This is a genomic window from Rhodanobacter sp. B2A1Ga4 (genome assembly GCF_018101315.1).
Taxonomy (GTDB): Bacteria; Pseudomonadota; Gammaproteobacteria; order Xanthomonadales; family Rhodanobacteraceae; genus Rhodanobacter; species Rhodanobacter thiooxydans_A.
In genome coordinates this window covers 366,530-390,611 of the sequence record NZ_JADBJR010000002.1, presented here as the reverse complement: position 1 = coordinate 390,611, position 24,082 = coordinate 366,530, and the positions used below count along the sequence as shown (strand labels likewise).

13 protein-coding genes, 2 tRNA genes and 3 rRNA genes are annotated in these 24,082 nt (G+C 63.1%); 13 read left to right on the top strand and 5 right to left on the bottom strand.

Annotated elements, in window-relative coordinates:
• Nucleotides 1-2: 2 nt before the first annotated feature.
• Both IMW82_RS10415 and IMW82_RS10410 read left to right on the top strand, forming a co-directional pair.
• On the top strand, nucleotides 3-1,241 hold the full coding sequence (locus tag IMW82_RS10415) for an MFS transporter (protein WP_211004448.1): 1,239 nt from the start codon (nucleotides 3-5) through the stop codon (nucleotides 1,239-1,241).
• 148 nt (nucleotides 1,242-1,389) lie between these two features.
• A complete protein-coding gene (locus IMW82_RS10410; protein ID WP_211200204.1) occupies nucleotides 1,390-1,692 on the top strand; it encodes a hypothetical protein in 303 nt (100 codons plus the stop codon).
• Here the strand turns inward: IMW82_RS10410 and IMW82_RS10405 are convergent.
• Together IMW82_RS10405 and IMW82_RS10400 are read right to left on the bottom strand one after the other, a co-directional pair.
• Nucleotides 1,662-2,795 (bottom strand): anhydro-N-acetylmuramic acid kinase, encoded by a 1,134-nt coding sequence (locus tag IMW82_RS10405; RefSeq protein WP_211004382.1) that lies wholly within the window; start codon nucleotides 2,793-2,795, stop codon nucleotides 1,662-1,664. The genes IMW82_RS10410 and IMW82_RS10405 overlap by 31 nt on opposite strands.
• 13 nt (nucleotides 2,796-2,808) lie before the next feature.
• Complete coding sequence (locus tag IMW82_RS10400; RefSeq protein ID WP_211004381.1) at nucleotides 2,809-4,254, bottom strand: peptidoglycan DD-metalloendopeptidase family protein; 1,446 nt, start codon at nucleotides 4,252-4,254, stop codon at nucleotides 2,809-2,811.
• Between the two features lie 175 nt (nucleotides 4,255-4,429).
• Between IMW82_RS10400 and tyrS the strand changes: the two genes are divergently transcribed.
• From tyrS to IMW82_RS10365, 7 genes are all read left to right on the top strand, one after another.
• Nucleotides 4,430-5,641 (top strand): tyrosine--tRNA ligase, encoded by a 1,212-nt coding sequence (tyrS, locus tag IMW82_RS10395; protein ID WP_211004380.1) that lies wholly within the window; start codon nucleotides 4,430-4,432, stop codon nucleotides 5,639-5,641.
• Nucleotides 5,642-6,115: 474 nt separating this feature from the next.
• A 16S ribosomal RNA gene (locus IMW82_RS10390) occupies nucleotides 6,116-7,660 on the top strand.
• Nucleotides 7,661-7,857: 197 nt separating this feature from the next.
• A tRNA-Ile gene (locus IMW82_RS10385) sits at nucleotides 7,858-7,934 on the top strand.
• Nucleotides 7,935-7,952: 18 nt separating this feature from the next.
• A tRNA-Ala gene (locus IMW82_RS10380) sits at nucleotides 7,953-8,028 on the top strand.
• A 208-nt stretch (nucleotides 8,029-8,236) separates the two neighbouring features.
• A 23S ribosomal RNA gene (locus IMW82_RS10375) occupies nucleotides 8,237-11,118 on the top strand.
• A 194-nt stretch (nucleotides 11,119-11,312) separates the two neighbouring features.
• Nucleotides 11,313-11,426, top strand: a 5S ribosomal RNA gene (rrf, locus tag IMW82_RS10370).
• The 16S, 23S and 5S rRNA genes sit together here with 2 tRNA genes alongside, the layout of an rRNA operon.
• A 188-nt stretch (nucleotides 11,427-11,614) precedes the next feature.
• Nucleotides 11,615-12,298 carry a rhomboid family intramembrane serine protease gene (locus tag IMW82_RS10365; protein ID WP_108471890.1) on the top strand — a complete coding sequence of 228 codons (684 nt, stop codon included), beginning with the start codon at nucleotides 11,615-11,617 and terminating at the stop codon, nucleotides 12,296-12,298.
• A gap of 4 nt (nucleotides 12,299-12,302) precedes the next feature.
• Here the strand turns inward: IMW82_RS10365 and IMW82_RS10360 are convergent, their stop codons facing one another.
• Nucleotides 12,303-13,031 carry a glutamine amidotransferase gene (locus tag IMW82_RS10360; protein ID WP_108471889.1) on the bottom strand — a complete coding sequence of 243 codons (729 nt, stop codon included), beginning with the start codon at nucleotides 13,029-13,031 and terminating at the stop codon, nucleotides 12,303-12,305.
• Nucleotides 13,032-13,064: 33 nt separating this feature from the next.
• Nucleotides 13,065-14,885 (bottom strand): GspE/PulE family protein, encoded by a 1,821-nt coding sequence (locus tag IMW82_RS10355; RefSeq protein WP_108471888.1) that lies wholly within the window; start codon nucleotides 14,883-14,885, stop codon nucleotides 13,065-13,067.
• Nucleotides 14,886-14,982: 97 nt separating this feature from the next.
• Here IMW82_RS10355 and glyQ point away from each other — a divergent pair, with 97 nt between their 5' ends.
• Both glyQ and glyS read left to right on the top strand, forming a co-directional pair.
• Nucleotides 14,983-15,906 (top strand): glycine--tRNA ligase subunit alpha, encoded by a 924-nt coding sequence (glyQ, locus tag IMW82_RS10350; protein WP_108471887.1) that lies wholly within the window; start codon nucleotides 14,983-14,985, stop codon nucleotides 15,904-15,906.
• On the top strand, nucleotides 15,903-18,050 hold the full coding sequence (gene glyS, locus IMW82_RS10345) for a glycine--tRNA ligase subunit beta (RefSeq protein ID WP_108471886.1): 2,148 nt from the start codon (nucleotides 15,903-15,905) through the stop codon (nucleotides 18,048-18,050). The genes glyQ and glyS overlap by 4 nt, the downstream gene beginning before the upstream one ends.
• A 76-nt stretch (nucleotides 18,051-18,126) precedes the next feature.
• On the opposite strand, the gene IMW82_RS10340 is transcribed toward glyS, so the two are convergent.
• Nucleotides 18,127-18,693: a helix-turn-helix transcriptional regulator gene (locus IMW82_RS10340; protein ID WP_108471885.1), complete on the bottom strand. Its 567-nt coding sequence runs from the start codon at nucleotides 18,691-18,693 to the stop codon at nucleotides 18,127-18,129.
• A 276-nt stretch (nucleotides 18,694-18,969) separates the two neighbouring features.
• On the opposite strand from IMW82_RS10340, the gene IMW82_RS10335 reads away from it, so the two are divergent.
• Complete coding sequence (locus IMW82_RS10335; protein ID WP_108471884.1) at nucleotides 18,970-21,996, top strand: TonB-dependent receptor; 3,027 nt, start codon at nucleotides 18,970-18,972, stop codon at nucleotides 21,994-21,996.
• A 183-nt stretch (nucleotides 21,997-22,179) separates the two neighbouring features.
• Nucleotides 22,180-24,054: an MFS transporter gene (locus IMW82_RS10330; RefSeq protein ID WP_211004379.1), complete on the top strand. Its 1,875-nt coding sequence runs from the start codon at nucleotides 22,180-22,182 to the stop codon at nucleotides 24,052-24,054.
• Nucleotides 24,055-24,082 lie beyond the last annotated feature (28 nt).

Sequence of the window (24,082 nt, the reverse complement as noted above, 5' to 3'; positions counted from 1 at the left end):
CGATGTTCCTGTTCGGCTTCTCCTCCGGCCTGCCGTTCCTGCTGGTGGCCGGCACGCTGGCGTACTGGCTGAAGGAAAACGGCATCGAGCTGAAAGACATCACGATGATCGCCAGTGCCGGCATGACCTACGCGTTCAAGTTCGTGTGGGCGCCGCTGCTCGACCACTGGCGGATTCCGGGTTTCGCCCGCCTCGGCCAGCGCCGCGGCTGGCTGCTGTTCGCGCAGCTGGGCGTGGTGCTCGGACTGCTGGCGATGGCGCTGCTGACGCCGGTGCAGCTGGTGCCGTTCGTGGCGGCCACGCTGGTGGTGGCGTTCTTCGGCGCCACCCAGGACATCGCGGTGGACGCCTACCGTATCGAGATCGCGCCGATCGAGGCGCAGGGCGCGCTGGTCGCCACCTACTCGCTCGGCTACCGGATCGGCCTGCTGCTGGCCGGCGCGGTGGCGCTGATCCTGGCCGACCACCTGCCGTGGCGGCTGGTCTACGCGCTGATGGCGCTGGCGATGGCGGTGCCGGTGGCGACCACGCTGGTCGCGCGCGAGCCGGACGTGTTGCGGGTGCGGGCCGCGCGCTGGCGCGACGCGATGCGCGAAGGCGTGATCGATCCGTTCGCCGATTTCTTCCGTCGCTACGGCTGGGTGCTGGCCGGGGTGACGCTGCTGTTCCTGCTGTTGTTCAAGATGCCCGAGCAGGCCACGATCGGCGGCATCATGAGCCCGTTCTACCGCGACATGGGTTTCTCCAAGACCGAGATCGGCACCATCACCAAGATCTACGGAATCTGGATCGGCATCGTCGGCGTGTTCCTCGGCGGTGCCGCGGTGGCGCGCTGGGGCGCGTGGCGCCCGCTCGGCGTCACCATCGTGCTGTGCGGCTGCAGCAACCTGCTGTACCTGCTGCTGATCGCCCATCCCGGCAACCTGCTGGTGCTGACCCTGGTGATCTCCGGCGAGAACCTGACCCTGGGCATGCTGGGGCCGCCGACGGTGGCGTTCCTGTCCTCGCTGGTCAACCGCCAGCACACCGCGACCCAGTACGCGCTGCTGAGTTCGCTGGTCAACCTGCCCGGCAAGCTGCTCGGTTTCTTCGCCGGCGGCATCGCCACCGCCACCGGCTACGGCGGCTATTTCGTCATCACGGTGCTGGCAGTGCTGCCGGCGATGCTGCTGTTCGCCGGCCTGTGGCGCTACTTCCGTGGCGCCGAGCGCGCGCGCGCGGCAGTCGAAGCCGCTGCGTAGGCGGCCAGCCGGAGCAGCGTGGCGGCGGTCACAATGGAACTGCCAAGTCATCCACGAAATCGCGGCCGCGGCGCCCGGTTCTACCAAGGCTGTGCCAGCATCCGCACGACAGGGGCACGTGTAACATGGAGTGACGCTTGTGCCGGACATGATCTTGCAGCACGTCGACGGTCTGCTCACCGAACGCATCCGGGCGTTGGCCAGGGATCGTCAGTGCACGGTCAATGACGTGATGCTGCACGCCTTGCGCATGGGCCTGGGCATCTCCGTCGCCCAGGGTTTCAGCGAGAGCCTGCGCGACCCGGAAACGCTGGCCGTACTCGAAGGTCAGTGGGAAGCCGCGGAGCAGGGGGCGTTCCAGGAAGCGCTGTGCGCACTGGCGCAGACGAATCCGACCCAGCTGGCACCGGAGCGTATCGGTTACGGCAAACCCGCGGCGGGTGCGGAGTAGATCGCACCCAGGACCCGCGGGCCACGTGCACCGGTGACCGCCGGCAGGTTGCCGGGCAGGCCGAGCAGGCGCTGTCGCGCCAGCCAGGCAAACGCCGTGGCCTCGAGGAAGTCCGGGTCGATGCCGTAGCGCGACGTGCCCAGCAGCACGCGAGGCGCCAGCAGTTCGCCCAGGCGTCGCATCAATGCACCGTTGTGCACGCCGCCGCCGCAGGCCAGCACCTCGTCCGCTTCCGGCGCGTGCCGCGTGATCGCCGCGGCCACGCTGCGCGCGGTGAGTTCCAGCAGGGTCGCCTGCATGTCGGCCGGATCCAGCCCGGCGAGCGGCGCGTGCGTGGCCAGCCAGTCCAGGTGGAAGTATTCGCGACCGGTACTCTTCGGTGGCGGCAGCGCAAAGTAGGGATCGGCCAGCAGGACATCGAGCAGGCCGGCATCGGGCCGGCCGCTGGCCGCATACGCGCCGTCGCGGTCGAACGGCTCGCCGCGCTGGCGCAGGCACCAGGCATCGAGCAGGCCGTTGGCCGGGCCGGTGTCGAAGCCGAGCACGCGGCCGTCGCTGCCGAGCACGGTGATGTTCGCGATGCCGCCGAGGTTGAGTATTACCCGGGTGTGTCCCGCTCGGGCCAGCAGCATCGCGTGCAACGCCGGCAGCAACGGGGCGCCCTGCCCGCCGGCGGCGACGTCGGCTCGGCGGAAATCCGCCACCACGTCGATGCCGCAACGTTCGGCGATCACGCTGGGATCGCCCAGCTGCAGCGTGAACGGATACGCCCCGGCGGGGCGATGGCGCAGCGTCTGGCCGTGCGAACCGATGGCGCGGACGGCTGCTGCGGGCGTGCCGCTGCGTTCGAGCAATTGCATCGCGGCGTCGGCGAAGCCGTGGCCGATTTCGACGTCCAGCCGTCCAAACGCATCCAGGTCCAGCGCGGTTTCGCCCTGGGCCAGGGCCAGCATCCGTTCACGCAGCGTGGTGGGCCAGGGATGCGCGTGGCTGGCCAGCAGTTGCGGTGCGCCGCGGCTGAAGCTGACCAGCACACTGTCGATGCTGTCCGCGCTGGTGCCGGAGATCAGCCCGAGGTAAAGCGCCGAGGCATCGTCGTCCACGCGCGGCGGGCGCTCAGTTGTCGTGGTTGGCGGGGGCGCTGACACGTGCCAGCTTGATGCGGGCGTCCAGTTCGGTCAGCCGTGCCAGCTGGGGTTTCACCACTTCGGCCTTGAAACGCGCCATCTGCACGGCTGGCAGCGGCTCGGGCTTCGGCAGCGTGACGGTCTGCGGGTTGCGCTGCACGCCGTTGACGCGGAATTCGTAGTGCAGGTGCGGGCCGGTGGCCAGTCCGGTCATGCCGACGTAGCCAATCACTTCACCCTGGCGGACGCGCTCGCCCACGTGCTGGCCCTTCACGAAGCGCGACATGTGGCCGTAGGCGGTGCTGATGCTCCTGTCGTGCTGGATCACCACGAAGTTGCCGTAGCCGCGTTCCCAACCGTGGTACTTGATCACGCCATCGCCGGCCGCGTGGATCGGGGTACCGCTGGGGGCGGCGTAATCGACGCCCTTGTGCGCACGCATGCGGCCGAGGATCGGGTGCATCCGTGCCGCGGTGAATTGCGAGGAGATGCGGGTGAAGTCGACCGGGATGCGCAGGAACGACTTCTGGATCGGCCGGCCGTCCTCGCTGTACCAGCCGTAGCTGCCGTCGGCCTTCTTGAAGCGGTAAGCGGTGTAGCGCTGGCCCTGGTTGATGAACTCGGCGGCGATGATGTTGCCCTGGCCGTAGCGCACGCCATCGCGGTAGATGTCGTCGTAGATCACCGTGAAACTGTCGCCCACGCGCAGGTCCTGCACGAAGTCGATGTCGTACTTGAACAGGTCGGCGAGCTTGCCGACCATCGCCGCGTCCATGCCGGCCTGGTCGCCGGCGGCGTACAGGCTGCTGCGGATCACGCCATGCGCCACCTGTTCACGCAGGTCCATGTCGCGCTGCTGGATCGCGACGGTGGGCTGCGCACCGTCGAGGCGGATGGTCGCGCGGCTGGCCTGGTCCTGGTCGAAGCGGAAGCCCTTGAGACTGCCGTCACTGCCGAGCAGAAAGTCGAATTCCTGGCCCGGACGAATGCTGTGCAGGGCGGATTTCGCGCCGCCGGCGGTGTCCATCACCTTCTGCAGGTCGGCCATGCCGAGGCCGCGCGCAGTGAAGATGTCCGACAATGTCTGTCCCGGCTGCACCCGCACTACTTGCCAATCGTCCACGGTCGCGGTGGTGACGCTGACCGGCGCGATCTTGGGCAGCGCCAGCGGCAGCAGTGAATGGATTTCCGGCGCGGGCGCGGGACGCATGGCGCTGGCCCAGGCGGGCATGATGAAACCGGACAGCAAGGTGATCAGCAACGCGGTGCCGGCGAGCACCAGACGTTCGCGGTGCCAGTGGATCGGCTCGATCTCGCCTGTGCGATTGAACGACCAATGTGCACAGCGCTCATAGAAATGGGAGTGCCGACGTTGTGCCTTGCGACAGATCGCCTGCTTGCGAGCTTGCCGCGCCCCCTGCTTTTCTTCTGCCATGCTGTACACGCCCGCGCTACAAAGTAACAAACTGCGCGTACCATAACGGTCATGTGCAAAGGGCGTCAACGCCTTTCGTATCAAGGGTTTGCATCGCATTTCTGGTTAACACACAATTAACGTTGACGGCACGGTCACATTGCGGACCGCGGCCCACTTCATCAGAGGGAGACCCATGAGCGAGCTTGAGCAGGCGCTGGCCACGATTGCGCGCGGCGCCGACGAAATCATCAAGCGGGAGGATCTGGCCGGGCGCCTAAAAAGCGGTCGCCCGTTGCGGATTAAGGCCGGCTTCGATCCGACCGCACCGGATCTGCACCTGGGTCATACCGTCTTGCTGAACAAGATGCGTCAGTTCCAGGACCTGGGCCACCAGGTGATCTTCCTGATCGGCGACTTCACCGGCATGATCGGCGATCCCACCGGCAAGAATGTCACCCGCAAGCCACTCAGCCGCGAAGACGTGCTGGCCAACGCCGAGACCTATGCCGAGCAGGTCTACAAGGTGCTCGACCGCGAGAAGACCGAGCTGCGCTTCAATTCCGAGTGGTTCGGCAAAATGAGCGCGGCCGACATGATCCGGCTCGCCGCCCAGCACACCGTGGCGCGCATGCTCGAGCGCGACGACTTCACCAAGCGTTACGCGGCGCAGCAGCCGATCGCGATCCATGAATTCCTGTATCCGCTGGTGCAGGGCTACGACTCGGTCGCGCTGAAAGCGGATGTGGAACTGGGCGGCACCGACCAGAAGTTCAACCTGCTGATGGGTCGTGCGCTGCAGGAACACCACGGCCAGCCGCCGCAGGTCGTGCTGACCATGCCGTTGCTCGAAGGCCTGGACGGCGTCAACAAGATGTCCAAGTCGCTGGGCAACTACATCGGCATCAACGAGCCGGCGATCGACATCGTCACCAAGACCATGAAGATCGGCGACGAGCTGATGTGGCGCTGGTTCGAACTGCTCAGTTTCGACGTGTCGCTGGACGAACTGGCCCGGATGAAACAGGACATCGCCAGCGGCGCCCTCAACCCGCGCGACGCCAAGCTGCGTCTCGCACGCGAACTGGCCACGCGCTTCCATGGCGTGGCCGCTGCCGAACAGGCGCTCGCCGGGTGGCATGCGGTGGTCCGTGGCGAAGGCGATACTTCGCTGCTGCCGCAGGCCGATATCGTGGTGCCGGCCGAGGGCATGCGCCTGGCGACCCTGCTCACCGCGGCCGGGCTCACCGCCAGCAACTCCGAGGCGAATCGGAAATTGAAGGAGCGTGCCGTGCGCATCGATGCCGAAGTGGCGGAGGATGCACAACGCGTATTCCACGCCGGCTTTGAAGGCGTGCTGCAGGTGGGCAAGCGCAACTTTGCCCGGGTGAGACTCGTGCCTGCCTGATGCGTGCGCTCCGGCGAGGGATGGCGTTGTGCAAGCACGCCCGAGAGAAAAATTTGCCGTCACTGCAGTTGTTTACGCAGGTTCCGTGAAATTTCTCTCAAGAAACACTTGCCAAAAAAAGCACAGGCCGTATTATTCGCGGCCCGCAGTCGCCCAACGTCGCAAGACGGACTGGCGGGACCTCGAAGAAGCTTCACCGAGGGTGTTGACGGTCAAGAAAAGCGATGTAGAATGGGCGGCTCACCCGGGACGAAAGGTCTTGGGGCGATCACCGAAACGGTGGTTGGCGAAAGAAGATCTTTGACAGTGTGCGCAGGTGAATTGTGTGGACGTCTTGTGCTGGAGGGTTACGACCTGTCCAAGCAATGCAAGCGTCCCACCAAGTAAAAAGTCAGTAATGAGTTTTGACTGGTTGGGAAGAACGCTTCAGAAAGATAGATGGCCAAGCCCGCGAGGGTAAGGTTGTCGAAAACTTAAGTGAAGAGTTTGATCCTGGCTCAGATTGAACGCTGGCGGCATGCCTAACACATGCAAGTCGAACGGCAGCACAGTCGTAGCAATACGATGGGTGGCGAGTGGCGGACGGGTGAGTAATGCATCGGGATCTACCCTGACGTGGGGGATAACCTCGGGAAACCGGGACTAATACCGCATACGTCCTATGGGAGAAAGCGGGGGACCTTCGGGCCTCGCGCGGCAGGACGAACCGATGTGCGATTAGCTAGTTGGCGGGGTAATGGCCCACCAAGGCGACGATCGCTAGCTGGTCTGAGAGGATGATCAGCCACACTGGGACTGAGACACGGCCCAGACTCCTACGGGAGGCAGCAGTGGGGAATATTGGACAATGGGCGCAAGCCTGATCCAGCAATGCCGCGTGTGTGAAGAAGGCCTTCGGGTTGTAAAGCACTTTTATCAGGAGCGAAATACCACGGGTTAATACCCTATGGGGCTGACGGTACCTGAGGAATAAGCACCGGCTAACTTCGTGCCAGCAGCCGCGGTAATACGAAGGGTGCAAGCGTTAATCGGAATTACTGGGCGTAAAGGGTGCGTAGGCGGTTCGTTAAGTCTGTCGTGAAATCCCCGGGCTCAACCTGGGAATGGCGATGGATACTGGCGAGCTAGAGTGTGTCAGAGGATGGTGGAATTCCCGGTGTAGCGGTGAAATGCGTAGAGATCGGGAGGAACATCAGTGGCGAAGGCGGCCATCTGGGACAACACTGACGCTGAAGCACGAAAGCGTGGGGAGCAAACAGGATTAGATACCCTGGTAGTCCACGCCCTAAACGATGCGAACTGGATGTTGGTCTCAACTCGGAGATCAGTGTCGAAGCTAACGCGTTAAGTTCGCCGCCTGGGGAGTACGGTCGCAAGACTGAAACTCAAAGGAATTGACGGGGGCCCGCACAAGCGGTGGAGTATGTGGTTTAATTCGATGCAACGCGAAGAACCTTACCTGGCCTTGACATGTCCGGAATCCTGCAGAGATGCGGGAGTGCCTTCGGGAATCGGAACACAGGTGCTGCATGGCTGTCGTCAGCTCGTGTCGTGAGATGTTGGGTTAAGTCCCGCAACGAGCGCAACCCTTGTCCTTAGTTGCCAGCGAGTAATGTCGGGAACTCTAAGGAGACTGCCGGTGACAAACCGGAGGAAGGTGGGGATGACGTCAAGTCATCATGGCCCTTACGGCCAGGGCTACACACGTACTACAATGGTCGGTACAGAGGGTTGCAATACCGCGAGGTGGAGCCAATCCCAGAAAGCCGATCCCAGTCCGGATCGGAGTCTGCAACTCGACTCCGTGAAGTCGGAATCGCTAGTAATCGCGGATCAGCTATGCCGCGGTGAATACGTTCCCGGGCCTTGTACACACCGCCCGTCACACCATGGGAGTGGGTTGCTCCAGAAGGCGTTAGTCTAACCGCAAGGAGGACGACGCCCACGGAGTGGTCCATGACTGGGGTGAAGTCGTAACAAGGTAGCCGTATCGGAAGGTGCGGCTGGATCACCTCCTTTCAAGTAATAGACGGCGTGAGTCTTCACGCAAGACGTCCACACAAGACACCTGTACTTCACGCGACATCCTGTCGCGAAGAGCGTAGATCAAGACCGACCATTCATGGTCGGACTCTTCATCAACAGCGGCTTCGAATCTGGGCCTAGGCAGTTTGTCCAGGTAGTTTGGCTCGCGGGTTCTGGGGTTCATCCTTCATGGGTCTGTAGCTCAGGTGGTTAGAGCGCACCCCTGATAAGGGTGAGGCCGGTGGTTCGAGTCCACCCAGACCCACCATTATGCCAAGGTTTCCTTGGGGCCTTAGCTCAGCTGGGAGAGCACCTGCTTTGCAAGCAGGGGGTCGTCGGTTCGATCCCGACAGGCTCCACCAAGGTTCGATCTACGCGTGAAGTATCAGCACACAAAAGATTTTTGAAATCATCCGGCATTGAGGCCGGCGTGATGTTCTTTGAAAACAAGTAAACGAGTGACAAGCGTCTTGGTTCGAACCGAACCGAGGCAAGTGTTAAGGCACGAAAACGAAGTAACTTGGCTGCACCTGAGGAGGGTGCATGCCCCGAGGCGACTTGGGGTTATATGGTCAAGCGACTAAGCGTATACGGTGGATGCCTTGGCAGTCAGAGGCGATGAAGGACGTGGCAGCCTGCGAAAAGTGTCGGGGAGCTGGCAACAAGCTTTGATCCGGCAATGTCCGAATGGGGAAACCCACCGCGCAAGCGGTATTGCATGGTGAATACATAGCCATGCAAGGCGAACCCGGGGAACTGAAATATCTAAGTACCCGGAGGAAAAGAAATCAACCGAGATTCCCTGAGTAGCGACGAGCGAACGGGGACTAGCCCAAAAGCACATTGTGTTCTAGTCAAACGGCATGGAAAGGCCGGCCATAGATGGTGATAGCCCAGTCGACGAAAGGGCACTTTGTGTGAAATTGAGTAAGGCGGGGCACGTGAAACCTTGTCTGAACATGGGGGGACCATCCTCCAAGGCTAAATACTACTGACTGACCGATAGCGAACTAGTACCGTGAGGGAAAGGCGAAAAGAACCCCGGAGAGGGGAGTGAAATAGACCCTGAAACCGTATACGTACAAGCAGTGGAAGCCCGCAAGGGTGACTGCGTACCTTTTGTATAATGGGTCAGCGACTTACTGTCAGTGGCAAGCTTAACCGTATAGGGGAGGCGAAGAGAAATCGAGTCTGAATAGGGCGCATAGTCTCTGGCAGTAGACCCGAAACCGAGTGATCTATCCTTGGCCAGGTTGAAGGTGCGGTAACACGCACTGGAGGACCGAACCCACATCTGTTGCAATAGATGGGGATGAGCTGAGGATAGGAGTGAAAGGCTAAACAAACTCGGAGATAGCTGGTTCTCCTCGAAAGCTATTTAGGTAGCGCCTCGGACGAATCTTCCTGGGGGTAGAGCACTGTTATGGCTAGGGGGTCATCGCGACTTACCAAACCATGGCAAACTCCGAATACCAGGACAGACTATCCGGGAGACACACGGCGGGTGCTAACGTCCGTCGTGAAAAGGGAAACAACCCAGACCCGCAGCTAAGGTCCCAAAGTCATGGCTAAGTGGAAAACGATGTGGAAAGGCATAGACAGCCAGGAGGTTGGCTTAGAAGCAGCCATCCTTTAAAGAAAGCGTAATAGCTCACTGGTCGAGTCGGTCTGCGCGGAAGATTTAACGGGGCTAAGCCATGCACCGAAGCTCGGGGTGTGCACACTTGTGTGCACGCGGTAGAGGAGCGTTCCGTAAGCCTGTGAAGGTGGATTGTAAAGTCTGCTGGAGGTATCGGAAGTGCGAATGCTGACATGAGTAACGATAATGGGGGTGAAAAGCCCCCACGCCGAAAGCCCAAGGTTTCCTCGCGCAACGTTCATCGGCGCAGGGTGAGTCGGCCCCTAAGGCGAGGCAGAAATGCGTAGTCGATGGGAAGCTGGTTAATATTCCAGCACTTTTCTACAGTGCGATGTGGGGACGGAGAAAGTTAGGTCTACCGGGCGTTGGTTGTCCCGGGGAAAGGCGGTAGGCATGGGTCTTAGGCAAATCCGGGACCCTTTATGCCGAGCACCGAGACGAGTCCTATTGGACGAAGTGACCGATACTACGCTTCCAGGAAAAGCCACTAAGCTTCAGCTGTAGAAAAACCGTACCGTAAACCGACACTGGTAGGCAGGGTGAGAATCCCAAGGCGCTTGAGAGAACTCGGGTGAAGGAACTAGGCAAAATGGCACCGTAACTTCGGGAGAAGGTGCGCCCATCGACGTGGTCACGTGCGTGACTGAGCGTTGATGGGTCGCAGTAACCTGGCCGCTGCGACTGTTTATCAAAAACACAGCACTCTGCAAACACGAAAGTGGACGTATAGGGTGTGACGCCTGCCCGGTGCTGGAAGGTTAATTGATGGGGTCAGCCGCAAGGCGAAGCTCTTGATCGAAGCCCCAGTAAACGGCGGCCGTAACTATAACGGTCCTAAGGTAGCGAAATTCCTTGTCGGGTAAGTTCCGACCTGCACGAATGGCGTAACGACAGCGGCGCTGTCTCCACCCGAGACTCAGTGAAATTGAATTCGCTGTGAAGATGCAGCGTTCCCGCGGCAAGACGGAAAGACCCCGTGAACCTTTACTATAGCTTTACACTGAACGTTGAGTTCTTCTGTGTAGGATAGGTGGGAGGCTTTGAAGTGCAGACGCCAGTTTGCATGGAGCCATCCTTGAAATACCACCCTGAAGTGCTTGACGTTCTAACCTCGGCCCGTAATCCGGGTCAGGGACCGTGTATGGTGGGTAGTTTGACTGGGGCGGTCTCCTCCCAAAGAGTAACGGAGGAGCACGAAGGTACGCTCAGCGCGGTCGGACATCGCGCACTGTGTGCAAAGGCATAAGCGTGCTTGACTGCGAGATCGACGGATCAAGCAGGTACGAAAGTAGGTCTTAGTGATCCGGTGGTTCTGTATGGAAGGGCCATCGCTCAACGGATAAAAGGTACTCCGGGGATAACAGGCTGATACCGCCCAAGAGTTCATATCGACGGCGGTGTTTGGCACCTCGATGTCGGCTCATCACATCCTGGGGCTGTAGCCGGTCCCAAGGGTATGGCTGTTCGCCATTTAAAGTGGTACGCGAGCTGGGTTCAGAACGTCGTGAGACAGTTCGGTCCCTATCTGTCGTGGGCGTTGGAGATTTGGGGGGGGCTGCTCCTAGTACGAGAGGACCGGAGTGGACGTTCCGCTGGTGTTCGGGTTGTCTCGCCAGAGGCATTGCCCGGTAGCTACGAACGGAAGTGATAACCGCTGAAAGCATCTAAGCGGGAAGCACGCCCCAAGATGAGATCTCCCGAGAGCTTGACTCTCCTTAAGGCACCATCAAGACCAGGTGGTTGATAGGTCAGGTGTGGAAGCGCAGCAATGCGTTCAGCTAACTGATACTAATGAGCCGTGCGGCTTGACCATATAACCCCAAGACGCTTCGTTTGTTCCCGAAGCTTGTCTGATTCGAATTCACCTCGACGCTTGTCACTCGTTTACACCTTATTGACGCGAAGTCCTTTTCGCGAAGAGCAAAACCCGCCATCCATGGCGGACTCTTCAGAAAGGCTTTGTCTCCAGACTGAAGCGGGCGCATCTTGCGCTGCTTCAACCCCTTCCCTGGCGGCCATAGCGGCGTGGTCCCACCTGATCCCATCCCGAACTCAGAAGTGAAACGCGCATGCGCCGATGGTAGTGTGGCTTTGCCATGCAAGAGTAGGTCACCGCCAGGGGCTTTATCCTGAAACACCCTCACCGGCAACGGTGGGGGTTTTTCTTTTTGCGCCGCTGGCACCGCTGGCCGTGACCAACAACGGCTGCCGGTCGGCTGACAGGCCGATTGATTGCCTTTATGTGGGTCGTCCGTCATCGCCTATGATGTCGGCACGCCGCGATCCGCGCGCATGCCTGGGGAGCGCCCTTGTTTGTCCACGTCGAAACGCGCCGCCGCCCTCGCTGGCACTGGGCCACCTTGCTGATGGTGACGGTCTGCGTGGTATGTTTCGTGGGGCTGGCGTTGATGCCTGCCACGCAGCGAATCTCCCTGTTGCTGGAATGGGGTACGGTGCCGGCGAATATCTTCGACCCGCATGAGGCGCTGCTGCCGCAGCTGACCGATCCGGCCTTGCTGCGTCTGTTCACGGCGTTGTTCATCCACGTGACCTGGCTGCATCTGCTGAGCAACCTGCTGTTCCTGGCGATCTTCGGGCTGCCGGGCGAGCGTGCGTTGGGTTCGCTGCGGTTCCTGCTGCTGTTCGTGGTCGGCGGGGTCGTGGCGAATCTGATCGGCGCGTTGTCCCTGACCGGTGTCCGCCTGCCGATCATCGGTTGCAGCGGCGCGGTATCGGCGGTGGTCGGCACGTATGTGGCACTGTTCCCGCGTGCGCGGCTCGGCCTGGTGCTGCCGCTGGGGCTGTACCTGGAATTCGTGCGGGTGCCGGCGTTCCTGCTGATCGGCCTCTGGGTTCTGCTGCAACTGCTGTTCAGCTATGCGGGGCCGAGCTATGGCGCCTATGTCTGGTGGGCGCACATCGGCGGTTTTCTGTTCGGCGTGGTGTTTGCGTTGTTCTCGCGCGATGCGATCGCCCGCCGCCTGCGCAGCTGAGGTTTCAGCCCGCGGCCGCGATCCAGCGGTGGCGGCGTGAGAACTGGCGCAGCAGTCCGCGGGCGATCGGCGTGGCGGCCACTGCGCTGTAGATTTGTTGCGGGTCCGAACCCTCGCGCTGCATGTCGGCATGCTTGCGACGGATATAGGCGCGCATCACATCGGCATTGAACTCGGGGTGGAATTGTGCGCTGAGCGCATGTGGTCCGTAACGCAGCAGTTGATGCGGATCCCGCGCCGATCGAGCCAGTACGGCAGCACCACCCGGTGGCTCGATCACGCTTTGTTCGTGCGTGGTGTGCGCGCGGAAGCTGGCCGGTAGCCCACGCGCCAACGGATCCAGCGCCCCGGTAGCTGACAACTCGATCGCCTGGGTGCCGATTTCACGACCGCCCGGCAGATAATCGACGCGTCCGCCCAGCGCGTGGGCCATCAGCTGGTGGCCGTAGCAGACGCCGAACAAGGGCAGCTCGACGTCCATCGCATCGCGGATCCAGCCGGCGGTGCGTTCGCTCCATACCGAGCGTTCGGTGACCATGGCTGCCGAGCCGGTGATGATGGCTCCGGCGACCTCCCGCGGCGCTGGTAATGCCTCGCCGGCTGCGACATCGACAATCTGCAGCTGCTGTGGGTGCAATCTAGCGCCAAGCCGAAACCAGTGGGGAAAGTCGCCGTGACGGGCCCGGATGCGGTCCGGCGCGCGACCGGTGCGGATGATCAGTACGGATTTCATGCAGGGAGTCGGTCACGCATCATCTGGACGTCTTTACGGCTGAGTATCATCGAATGCGTCGATCGGCGGCAAGACAGTGAGGACTTCCTGCACGGTGGTCAGCCCGGCCGCCACCTGATCCGCCGCAGAGATGCGCAGCGGGCGCATGCCCTCGGACAGGGCCGCCTGACCGAACCCGCTCAGGTCGAGCTGGGCCGAGATCATGCCGCGCAGCCGCGGCGACAGTTTCAGCATCTCGTAGATGCCGGTGCGGCCGAGGAAGCCGGTATTGCGGCATTCCAGGCAGCCGACCGGCTGGAACACCTGCGGCGGCACCGGCATGTTCCAGCCATGAGTGAGTACGGTCCAGGCCTGCGGGTCCTGCGCGGCTGCCCGCTTGCAGTGCGGGCACAGCGTGCGCACCAGTCGCTGCGCCACCACGCCGGTGAGGGTGGACTGGATCAGGTAATGCGGCACGCCCAGGTCGAGCAGGCGGGTGACCGCGCTCGGTGCGTCGTTGGTGTGCAGGGTGGACAGCACCAGGTGGCCGGTGAGCGAGGCCTGCACCGCCATCTGCGCGGTCTCCAGGTCGCGGATCTCGCCGATCATGATGATGTCCGGGTCCTGCCGCAGCAGCGTGCGCACACCGGCGGCAAAATCCAGCTCGATCGCCGCGTGCACCTGCATCTGGTTGAACTCCGGCGAGACCATTTCGATCGGATCTTCCACCGTGCATACGTTGAGCTCCGGCGTGGCCAGGTGCTTCAGCGTGGAATACAGCGTGGTGGTCTTGCCCGAGCCCGTGGGGCCGGTCACCAGCACGATGCCGTGCGGCCGCTCGACCATGCTGCGCCAGTTGGCGCCCTCACCTGGCGAGAAGCCGAGCTGGGCGAAATCCTTCACCACCAGATCGGGGTCGAAGATGCGCATCACCACCTTCTCGCCGAATGCGGTGGGCATGTTCGAGATGCGCAGCTCCACCTCGCGACCGGATGAGGAGCGGGTCTTGATGCGGCCATCCTGTGGGCGGCGCTTTTCGGCCACGTCCATGCGCGCCAGGATCTTGATGCGCGCGGTCACTGCGGTCATCACCGGCGAGGGCAGTTCGAACACCTTCTGCATCACGCCGTCGATGCGGAAGCGAATGTGCCCGGTCTCTCGGCGTGGTTCCAGGTGGATGTCCGAGGCACGCTGCTCGAACGCGTACTGCAACAGCCAGTCGACGATGTGCACCACGTGGCGGTCGTCGGCGCCGACTTCGCCGCTCTTGCCCAACTCGACCAGCTGCTCGAAATTGAGGATGGCGGAAGAGGCATCGCTGCCGCCCTTGGCGTCCTGCGCCAGCTGGATCGAGCGCTGGACGCCGTAGAACTCCTGCAGGTAGCGGTTGATGTCGATCGGGCTGGCCACCACGCGCTTGATGTCCCGCCGCAGCATCTGCGCCAGATCCGGCGCCCAGCCGGCTTCGAACGGCTCGCAGGTGGCGAACGTTACTTCGCCCGGTGCGGCCGCGATCGGCAGGATGCGGTGGCGCTTGGCATAGGCGTGGCTCACCACCTGGGTCGCTGCGGCGACGTTGATCTTCATCGGGTCGATCTTCAGGTACGGCAGCCCGGCATGGCTGGCCAGCCATTCGGTCAGGCCCTCCAGGCTCAGTGGGCGGCCCGGATCGTGCTGGTTCGTCAACCTGGCGTTCGCGATCAGCACCAGCGGATGCAGCTCGACCGTGCTGCGACCGGCCCGAACACCCATGCGCACCTGTTTGGCATCATCGGCCAGCAGGTAACCGTCGACCACCAGCGTCGCCAGCAGTTCGTCCAGCTCCAGTCGGCCACGCCGGCCGAGCAGGGATGCAATTTGAGGTGAAGCGGCCATCCGGATGCGTCCCCCGCGATGCGCTTCCCGACCGGAATCCGGCGGAAAAGCGCGCTGCAGCTATACTAACGCGCTTTACCCAAGGTCACGGAAAACCATGTCCGCACGCACCTTCCAGGATGTGATCCAGACCCTCAACCGCTACTGGGCGGCGCAGGGCTGTGTGCTGCTGCAGCCACTCGATACCGAGGTCGGCGCCGGCACCTTCCACCCCGCCACGTTTCTCCGCGCGCTTGGCCCCGAGCCTTGGGCGGCGGCCTACGTACAGCCCTCGCGCCGGCCCACCGATGGCCGCTACGGCGAGAATCCGAACCGGCTGCAGCATTACTACCAGTACCAGGTGGTGATGAAGCCCAATCCCGAGAACATCCTCGATCTTTACATCGGCTCGCTGAAAGAATTGGGCCTCGATCCCTTGGTGCACGACCTGCGCTTCGTCGAGGACAACTGGGAGTCGCCGACCTTGGGCGCCTGGGGCCTGGGCTGGGAAGTCTGGTTGAACGGCATGGAAGTCACCCAGTTCACCTACTTCCAGCAGGCTGGCGGACTCGAATGCCGCCCGGTGACCGGCGAGATCACCTACGGCCTGGAGCGGCTGGCGATGTACCTGCAGAACGTGGACAACGTCTACGACCTGGTCTGGACCGACGGCCCGCGCGGCATCGTGACCTACGGCGACGTGTTCCACCAGAACGAGGTGGAGCAGAGCACCTACAACTTCGAGCACGCGAATGTGCCCGAGCTGCTGCACTGGTTCGACGTGTGCGAGGCCACTGCCAACCAGCTGGTTGCGGCGAATCTGCCGCTGCCGGCGTATGAGCAGGTGATGAAGGCCAGCCATACCTTCAACCTGCTCGACGCGCGCCGCGCGATCAGCGTCACCGAGCGCCAGCGCTACATCCTGCGCGTGCGCACGCTGTCGCGCAGCGTGGCCGAGACCTATGTGGCGCAGCGCGAGAAGCTCGGTTTCCCGGGCCTGAAGCACGCGTCGTCCAGGAACGCGAAGGAGCAGGCCGCATGAGCGTCGCCAAGTCGCTGTTGATCGAACTGGGCACCGAGGAGCTGCCGCCGAAGGCGCTGGATGAACTGTCCGCCGCTTTCCTGCGCGGCATCTGCGACGGCCTGGCCAGGCGCGGCATCGACGCCGGGCTCGATCTGGCCCAGGCCTACGCCTCGCCGCGCCGCCTGGCCGCGTATATCCCGGCGGTAGCCGTGACTCAGCCGGAGCAGGCGCTGGAACGCCGTGGCCCGGCGCTGGCCGCGGCACTCGATGCGGCGGGCCAGCCGTCGAAGGCGTTGCTTGGCTTCGCGCAGTCCTGCGGCGTCGGCGTCGAACAGCTGGAAAAACTGGAAACCGACAAGGGCGGCTGGTATGTCTGGCGCACGGTCAAGCCGGGCCAGCCGGTGGCGGCGCTGCTACCGGAAATCATCGACGAGGCGCTGAAGACGCTACCAATCCCGCGGCCGATGCGCTGGGCCGACCATGACTACAGCTTCGTGCGCCCGGCGCACTGGCTGGTGATCCTGCACGGCGCCAACATCATCGACGGCAGCGTGCTGGGCCTGCACAGCGGCCGCAAGTCGCGCGGCCACCGCTTCATGCACCCGCAGCCGGTGCACCTGGCCGACGCGGATGGCTGGCTGGATGCGATGCGCGCCTGCAACGTGCTGGCCGATCCGCACGAACGGCGCCAGCGCATCCGCGACCAGGTCGGCGTGGCCGCCGCGGTCACCGGCGGCCTGCCGCGGCTGGACGATGCATTGCTGGACGAGCTGGCCAACCTCACCGAATGGCCGGTGGCGATCGCCTGCACGTTCGAGCGCGAGTTCCTCGGCGTGCCGCCCGAGGCGCTGGTGACCACCATGGTGGCGAACCAGAAGTTCGTGCCGGTATTCGACGCCGACGGCAAGCTGACCGAGCATTTCATCGGCATCGCGAACATCGAGAGCAAGGACCCGGCCGAGATCCGCAAGGGTTACGAGCGGGTGATCCGGCCGCGCTTCGCCGACGCCAAGTTCTTCTGGGACGAGGATCTGAAGACGCCGCTGGCCGGCTACCAGGAGCAGCTCAAGGGCGTCACCTACCAACAGGCGCTGGGCAGCCTGTGGGACAAGAGCGTGCGTGTGGCCGAACTGGCACGGGTCGTCGCGAACCGGGTCGGCGTTGATGCCGCCTCGGCCACCCGCGCCGCCTCGCTGAGCAAGTGCGACCTGCTGACCCGCATGGTCGGCGAGTTCCCCGAACTGCAGGGCGTGATGGGTCGCTATTACGCCCGCCACGACGGCGAGACGACGGCGGTGGCCGAGGCGCTGGACAGCTACTACCAGCCGCGCTTCGGTGGTGACACCATCGCCGCCGACCGGCTCGGCCAGGTACTGGCCGTGGCCGAACGGCTGGACACCCTGGCCGGCATCTTCGCGGTAGGCATGAAGCCCGGCGGCAACAAGGATCCGTTCGCCCTGCGCCGCGCCGCGCTGGGCCTGGCCCGCACCTTGATCGAGGGCGGCCTGGAACTGGATCTGCGTGCCAGCTTCATCGAAGCGCTGGAACTGCTGCCGGACGCGGCGCTGGCGGCGGGTCTGAAGCCGGGCAAGGATGGCAAGCCGCCGGCCCTGAACGCGGGCCAGCGGCGGGCGATCCTGACCGACGAGCTGTACGACTTCGTGTTCGACCGCCTGCGCGGCTACTACGCCGAGCAGGGGTTCGACAACACGCAGTTCGAGGCGGTGCTGGCGGTGCAGCCGGTCAGCCTGGCGGATTTCGACCGCCGCCTGCGCGCGGTGGCGGAGTTCGGTCGCCGCCCGGAAGCCGCCAGCCTGGCCGCCGCCAACAAGCGGGTCGCCAACATCCTGCGCAAGCAGGCCGAAGAGGCCGGCGCGCCGCCGGTCGGCCGGGTCGTCGACCCGGCGCACTTCGAGGCGGATGCGGAGCGCGACTTGGCCGATGCATTGGCCTCGGCACAGCAGGACAGCGCGGCTGCCCTGGCCACCGGCGACTACACCGCGGTGCTGGCTCGCCTGTCGCAGCTGCAGGCATCGGTGGATGCGTTCTTCGACAACGTGCTGGTGAACGCTGATACCCCGGCAGTGCGCGCCAACCGGCTGGCCCTGCTGAGCCAGCTGAAAGCCCAGTTCAGCGCCATCGCCGACATCGCCCTGCTCTGAGTCCGAGAGCAAGCCATAAAAAACGCGGCAGCCTGGTTGGCTGCCGCGTTCTCTTGGTGGTGCACCAGATCGTGAGTCAGGCCGTGTTGCGCTCCTGACGGATCCGCTCGGCCAGCCGCTGGTTGAACGTCACCATGGCGAGTGGATCCACGTGAGTCCCGCCGGGACCGAGCATCTCATAGAGTTGACTGAGCAGGTCGGTGTTCTCGGACAGCGACAGACGGCTGTCGGCCAGGCTCAGCTCCGATTGCAGGATGCGTACGGCAGTATCCAGCCGCTGCGCATCGACCGCCGTGGTGGTGGCGATGTGGTCATGCGCAGCACCCAGGCGAGCATGGGCGCGCTGCGGCGAGGCCTTTTCCGAGCTGTACTGCTCATCCATGCCGACGGGGCTGGGGTCGACCTGCAGCGTTCCCTCGCCGGCCACCAGCCAGACCAGCGAGATGCCCAGCGTTTTGGCCAGTGTCACGCAACGTGCGCGCGATGGATCGGTGTTGCCGTCGCGCCAGCTGCGTACCACGCCCTCGGAGAAGCCGCACATTCGGGCGATCTCCGTGGCACTCCCCACGCGCTGGATCAGCAATTTGATGCGTTCGGCGAAAGTTTCTGCGTCTTGCGGGGCAGTAGGCATTTGCGCGTCCATCAGGAAGACCGCCTTGTGTAGTGGGTCTAGTGTAAGTTTATGTCACAAGTCAAGTGTAGAAATCTGCGAATTTAAGTTAAGAGCCGGTTGACCTGCGCGTTTTCTTGAATTAACGTCGCAATAACTTACGCGTCTGTTTGCGTAAGAAACCTAGTCTAAATCATATGGATCGGCATGGGCTTGCAGAGTTTCCAGGATGCCGCCCTTGGATGTCACGAACACACAAAAGTTTCTTGTGCCCGGATCTTTCGGGCCGAACCATGGGGAGTCACCACGATGAATTCGCGTAAAAATTTCAAGGCGGGGCAGCTGCAGCGCACCGCGCTCGCCCTGGCGCTGGGTCTGGGCTTCAGTGGCATGGCCTTCGGTCAGGCGACCACCGGCAGCATCTTCGGCCAGGCGCCAGCTGCCTCTGGCGAGACCGTCACGGTAAGTGGCTCCACCGGTATTACCCGCGAGGTTGCTGTTGACAGCACCGGACGCTACCGCGTCGCCAATCTTCCGCTCGGCACCTACACGGTCACCCTCAAGAAGGATGGCGTGACGGTCGACACGCGTGACAATGTCAACCTTGTTGTTGGCGCCGGTACGGCGGTGTCCTTTGCTGGCGTGGAAAACGCCCAGAACCTGGGTGCGGTGACGGTTCAGGCCAATGCGCTTCCCGTGATCGACGTCTCCTCGGTTGACTCGCGCACGGTCATCACCGCCCAGGAACTGGCCAAGCTGCCGATCGGCCGCAACGCCGAGTCGATTGCCCTGCTTGCTCCGGGCGCGGTCGCCGGCAATGGCGCCTTTGGCCGGACGGTTTCGTTCGGCGGTGCCGGCGTCACTGAGAATGCCTACTACATCAACGGTTTCAACACGACCGATCCGCTGAAGGCTCTGGGTGGCGTTGGCCTGCCGTATGGCTCGATTGACCAGCAGGAAACCTACACCGGCGGCTACAGCGCCATGTACGGTCGTTCGGATGGCGGCGTGATCAGCCAGGTCGGCAAGCGCGGTACCAACGAGTGGCATTTCGGCGCCCAGGTGACTTGGGCGCCCAAGTCGCTGGCCAATGATCCGGAAAACATCTACTACCCGAACAATCAGCTGCCGCCGGGCTATGTCTATACCAACCCGAACCTGCCGGGCACGATCTATCGCAATCGCAAGAACAACACCAGCTGGGATACCACCTATTCGGTCTATGCCGGTGGTCCGCTGATCCGCGATCGCCTGTACATGTTCGTGTCGGCCGAGTCCGAAAAGCAGCGGGGTACGAGCACCTCGACCTCCGCCGCTGGCGTGCAGACAGTCAACGAGTACAAGTACAGCCTGCCCAAGCTGTACACCAAGTTCGACTGGAACATCAACGACAGCAACATCCTGGAATACACCCACATCAAGAGCAACACGTCCTACAGCGGCGACCTGTATAACTACAGCTATGCCACCGGCATGCACAGCGCCGGGATCACGGGCCATCCGACCTCGACCAAGGACGCCAACAGGTACGATATCGCCAAGTACACCGGTTACATCACCGATGACCTGACGCTGTCGGTGACTTACGGCAAGAGCAAGACCGAGAACTACACTGTCATCCCGGGGCTCAGCGCCACACTGCCGTTCCTCTCGGGCGTGACCAACCAGAATCCGGCCATCACCGGTGGTACCCCGATCCGCAACGGTGTTACGGATTACGTGATCACCACGCCGGATGCGGGCAGCAAGACGCGCGGCCTGCGCGCCGACTTGGAATACCAGCTGGGTGATCACCACCTCGCGCTCGGTATCGACAACCAGTCCTACTTCGCCCACAACCAGGGCCAGGACATGGGTGGCCCGGGTTACCTCTGGATCTACAGCAAGTCCGGCAAGCCGACTGCGCCGATCAATTCGGCGCTCGGTGTCGGTGCTCCGGGCGGCAATGGCTACTACGTCCAGAAGTACATCTTCAAGACCACCACCAGCATGTCGGTCAAGCAGAAGGCGTTCTATCTGGAAGACCGCTGGCAGGTCAGCGACAACGTGATGCTCAGCCTGGGCGTGCGCAACGATCACTTCACCAACTACAACAGCGCAGCCAAGCCGTACGTCGATCAGAAGAACCAGTGGGCACCGCGTCTGGGCGCCAGCTGGGACGTGTTCGGTGACTCCTCGTTCAAGGTTTATGGCAACCTCGGTCGCTACTTCCTCGCGCTGCCCAACAGCGTGGCCATTCGTGGTGCCTCTGCCTCCACTTTCACGCGCGAGTACTCCACCTACACCGGTATCGACCCGGTGACTGGTGCCCCGACCGGTCTGACCGCACTGGGTCCAGGTCCGGTGTCGGCCAACGGCGAGTACGGTATCGCACCGGACAACAAGACCTTCGCCCCGACCGATCTGAAGTCGCAATACCAGGATGAAGCCATTCTTGGTTTCGACAAGACGCTGGGCTCGGATTGGGCCTATGGTGCAAAGGCGACCTACCGCAAGCTGCAGTCTGCGATCGATGACGTCTGCGACGGCGGCAAGATCGAAGACAAGCTGATTGCGCAGGGCGTCGATACCTCCACGCTCGACATTCACAGCTGCTATATCTTCAACCCGGGCCGCACCAACACCTTCCTGCTCAACGACTCGAACGGCGGCTACAAGAGCGTCCAGATGTCGCAGGCTGACTGGGGCTTCAACCAGGGTGCCAAGCGTAAGTACTACGCGCTCGACATGTACCTGGAGCACCCGTTCAACGGCAAGTGGCAGGCACGCGTGGACTACACGTTCTCGCGCAGCTGGGGCAACACCGAGGGTCAGGTGCGTTCCGACCTGGGCCAGGATGACGTGTCCAAGACGGAAGACTGGGATGCAGCCGAGCTGATGATTGCCAGCGGCGGCCTGTTGGCGAACAACCGCCGGCACCAGTTGAAGATCCGCGGCAGCTACCAGCTCACGCCGGAATGGCTGCTCTCCGCCGCAGCGCGCATCCAGTCGGGTACGCCGAAGACCTGCTTGGGTCGCTTTGGTGCCAACCAGACTGATCCGATCGGCTACGGTGGCGACTACCACTTCTGCTTCGGTCAGCCCAGCGGTCCGGGTGCGGTGGGCAACACGCCGTGGACGGAGAAGGTCGATCTGGCGGTGACTTACCGTCCGGCGTTTGCCGACCACAAGCTGGGCTTCTCGCTCAACGTCTTCAACGTGCTCAACCAGCGTCGGGTTACCAACACGACCCCGCGCTCGCAGACCGACGTGGGTACGGTTTCGAACACCTATGGTCTCGGCACCTACTTCCAGTCGCCGCGTTACGTGCGTCTCTCCATGACGTACGACTACTAAGCAACACGTACAAAGGGATGAGCATGCTGTTCTGACGCTCTGAACTTGCCTTGAAGAAACGCCACCCTTGATGGGTGGCGTTTTTTTGTGTCTGGTTGTGTCCGCAAGTCACACGCGGCAATACTTGCCAGGTCCCCTCGCACCCTCCGCGGTGGGCGTGGCGGCACCAACCCAGGACATCGCATGAGCCAATTCGCATTGCTGGGCAAGCGGCGCTTTGCACCGTTCTTCTGGACCCAGGCGCTGGGGGCGTTCAACGACAATGCATTCCGCAATGCGCTGGTGATGCTGGTGGCGTTCCAGATGGGGCTGGACGATCACACGGTGTCGCTCTACACCAACCTGGCACCGGCACTGTTCATCATTCCGTTCTTCCTGTTCTCCGCCACGGCGGGCCAGCTGGCCGAGAAGTACGAGAAGAGCCGGATCACCCGCTACGTGAAGCTGTTCGAGATCGGCGCGATGGCGCTGGCCGCGTACGGTTTCTACACGCACCACACGTCGCTGCTGCTGGTCGTGCTGTTCATGATGGGCATGCACTCGACCATGTTCGGGCCGATCAAGTACGCGATCCTGCCGCAGGCGCTGAAGCCGGCCGAGCTGGTCGGCGGCAACGGATTGGTGGAGATGGGCACGCAGATGGCGATGCTGGTGGGCATGATCGCCGGCAACTCGCTGATGCTGGTGGCCGGCGTGGGGCCGCTGCTGGCGTCGGGTGCCACCATCGCGGTGGCGGTGGCCGGCTATCTGGCCAGTCGCCGGATTCCGCCGGCGCCGGCGACCGCGCCGGAATTGAAATTCAACTGGAATCCGTTCAGCGAGACCGCGCGGGTGCTGGCGATCACCCGCGCCGATCGCGCGGTGTTCAACGCGGTATTGGGCATCTCGTGGTTCTGGTTCTTCGGCACGGTGCTGATCGCGCAGTTGCCGATCTACACGCGCGAGACGCTGGGCGGCGACGGCTCGGTGAACACGCTGGTGCTGACCCTGTTCTCGATCGGCACCGGCCTCGGTGCGTTGCTGTGCGAGAAGATGTCGGGCCGGCGGGTGGAGATCGGACTGGTGCCACTGGGCGCATTCGGGCTGACTGCGTTCGGCGTGGACCTGTACTTCGCGCGGCACGGTGTGGCGTCCGTACGTGGGCTGGACTGGCTGGCTTTCCTGCGCGGCGCGGGCAACTGGCGTGTCGCGCTCGACCTCACCCTGATCGGCATGTTCGCCGGCTTCTATGTGGTGCCGCTGTTTGCCTTCGTGCAGGCGCGCGCGCCGCGCGAGAAGCTGTCGCGGATCATCGCCGGCACCAACATCCTGAACGCGCTGCTGATCGTGCTGGCGGCCGGTTTCGGCCTGGGGCTGGGTGCGCTGGGCCTGGATGCGTCGCAGATCTTCCTGGCCGCGGCGCTGCTCAACGTGCTGGTGGCCTGGTACATCTTCACCCTGGTGCCCGAGTTCCTGATGCGCTTCATCACCTGGGTGCTGGTAAACACGCTGTACCGGGTGCGCGCCGATGGTGCCGGACAGATTCCCGAGGAAGGGCCGGCGCTGTTGGTGTGCAACCACGTCAGCTTCATGGACCCGCTGTTGCTGATGGCGAACTTGCGCCGGCCGATGCGCTTCGTGATGTATTACAGGATCTTCAACATCCCGCTGTTGAGCTTCGTGTTCCGCACTGCCAAAGCGATCCCGATCGCCGGCCACAAGGAAGATCCCGCGGTGCTGCAGCAGGCCTACGACGCCATCGATGCGGCGCTGGCCGAGGGCGAGGTGGTGTGCGTCTTCCCGGAAGGCGGCTTGACCGGTGACGGCGAAATCGCGCCATTCCGGCCCGGCGTGGAGAAGATCCTGGCGCGGCGGCCGGTGCCGGTGGTGTCGATGGCGTTGCGCGGCCTGTGGGGCAGCGTGTGGAGCCGGCGCGACTCGATGCTGCGCCGCGCGCGCCTGCCGCGGCGGTTCCGGGCGCGGGTGGAACTGGTGGTGGATGCCGCGCAACCATCATCGCAGGTCACGGCGGCGTCCCTGGAGGCGCGGGTGCGCGAATTGCGCGGCGATCTCGCGTAACGTCGACGCCCGCGGCGGGCGTCGGGCG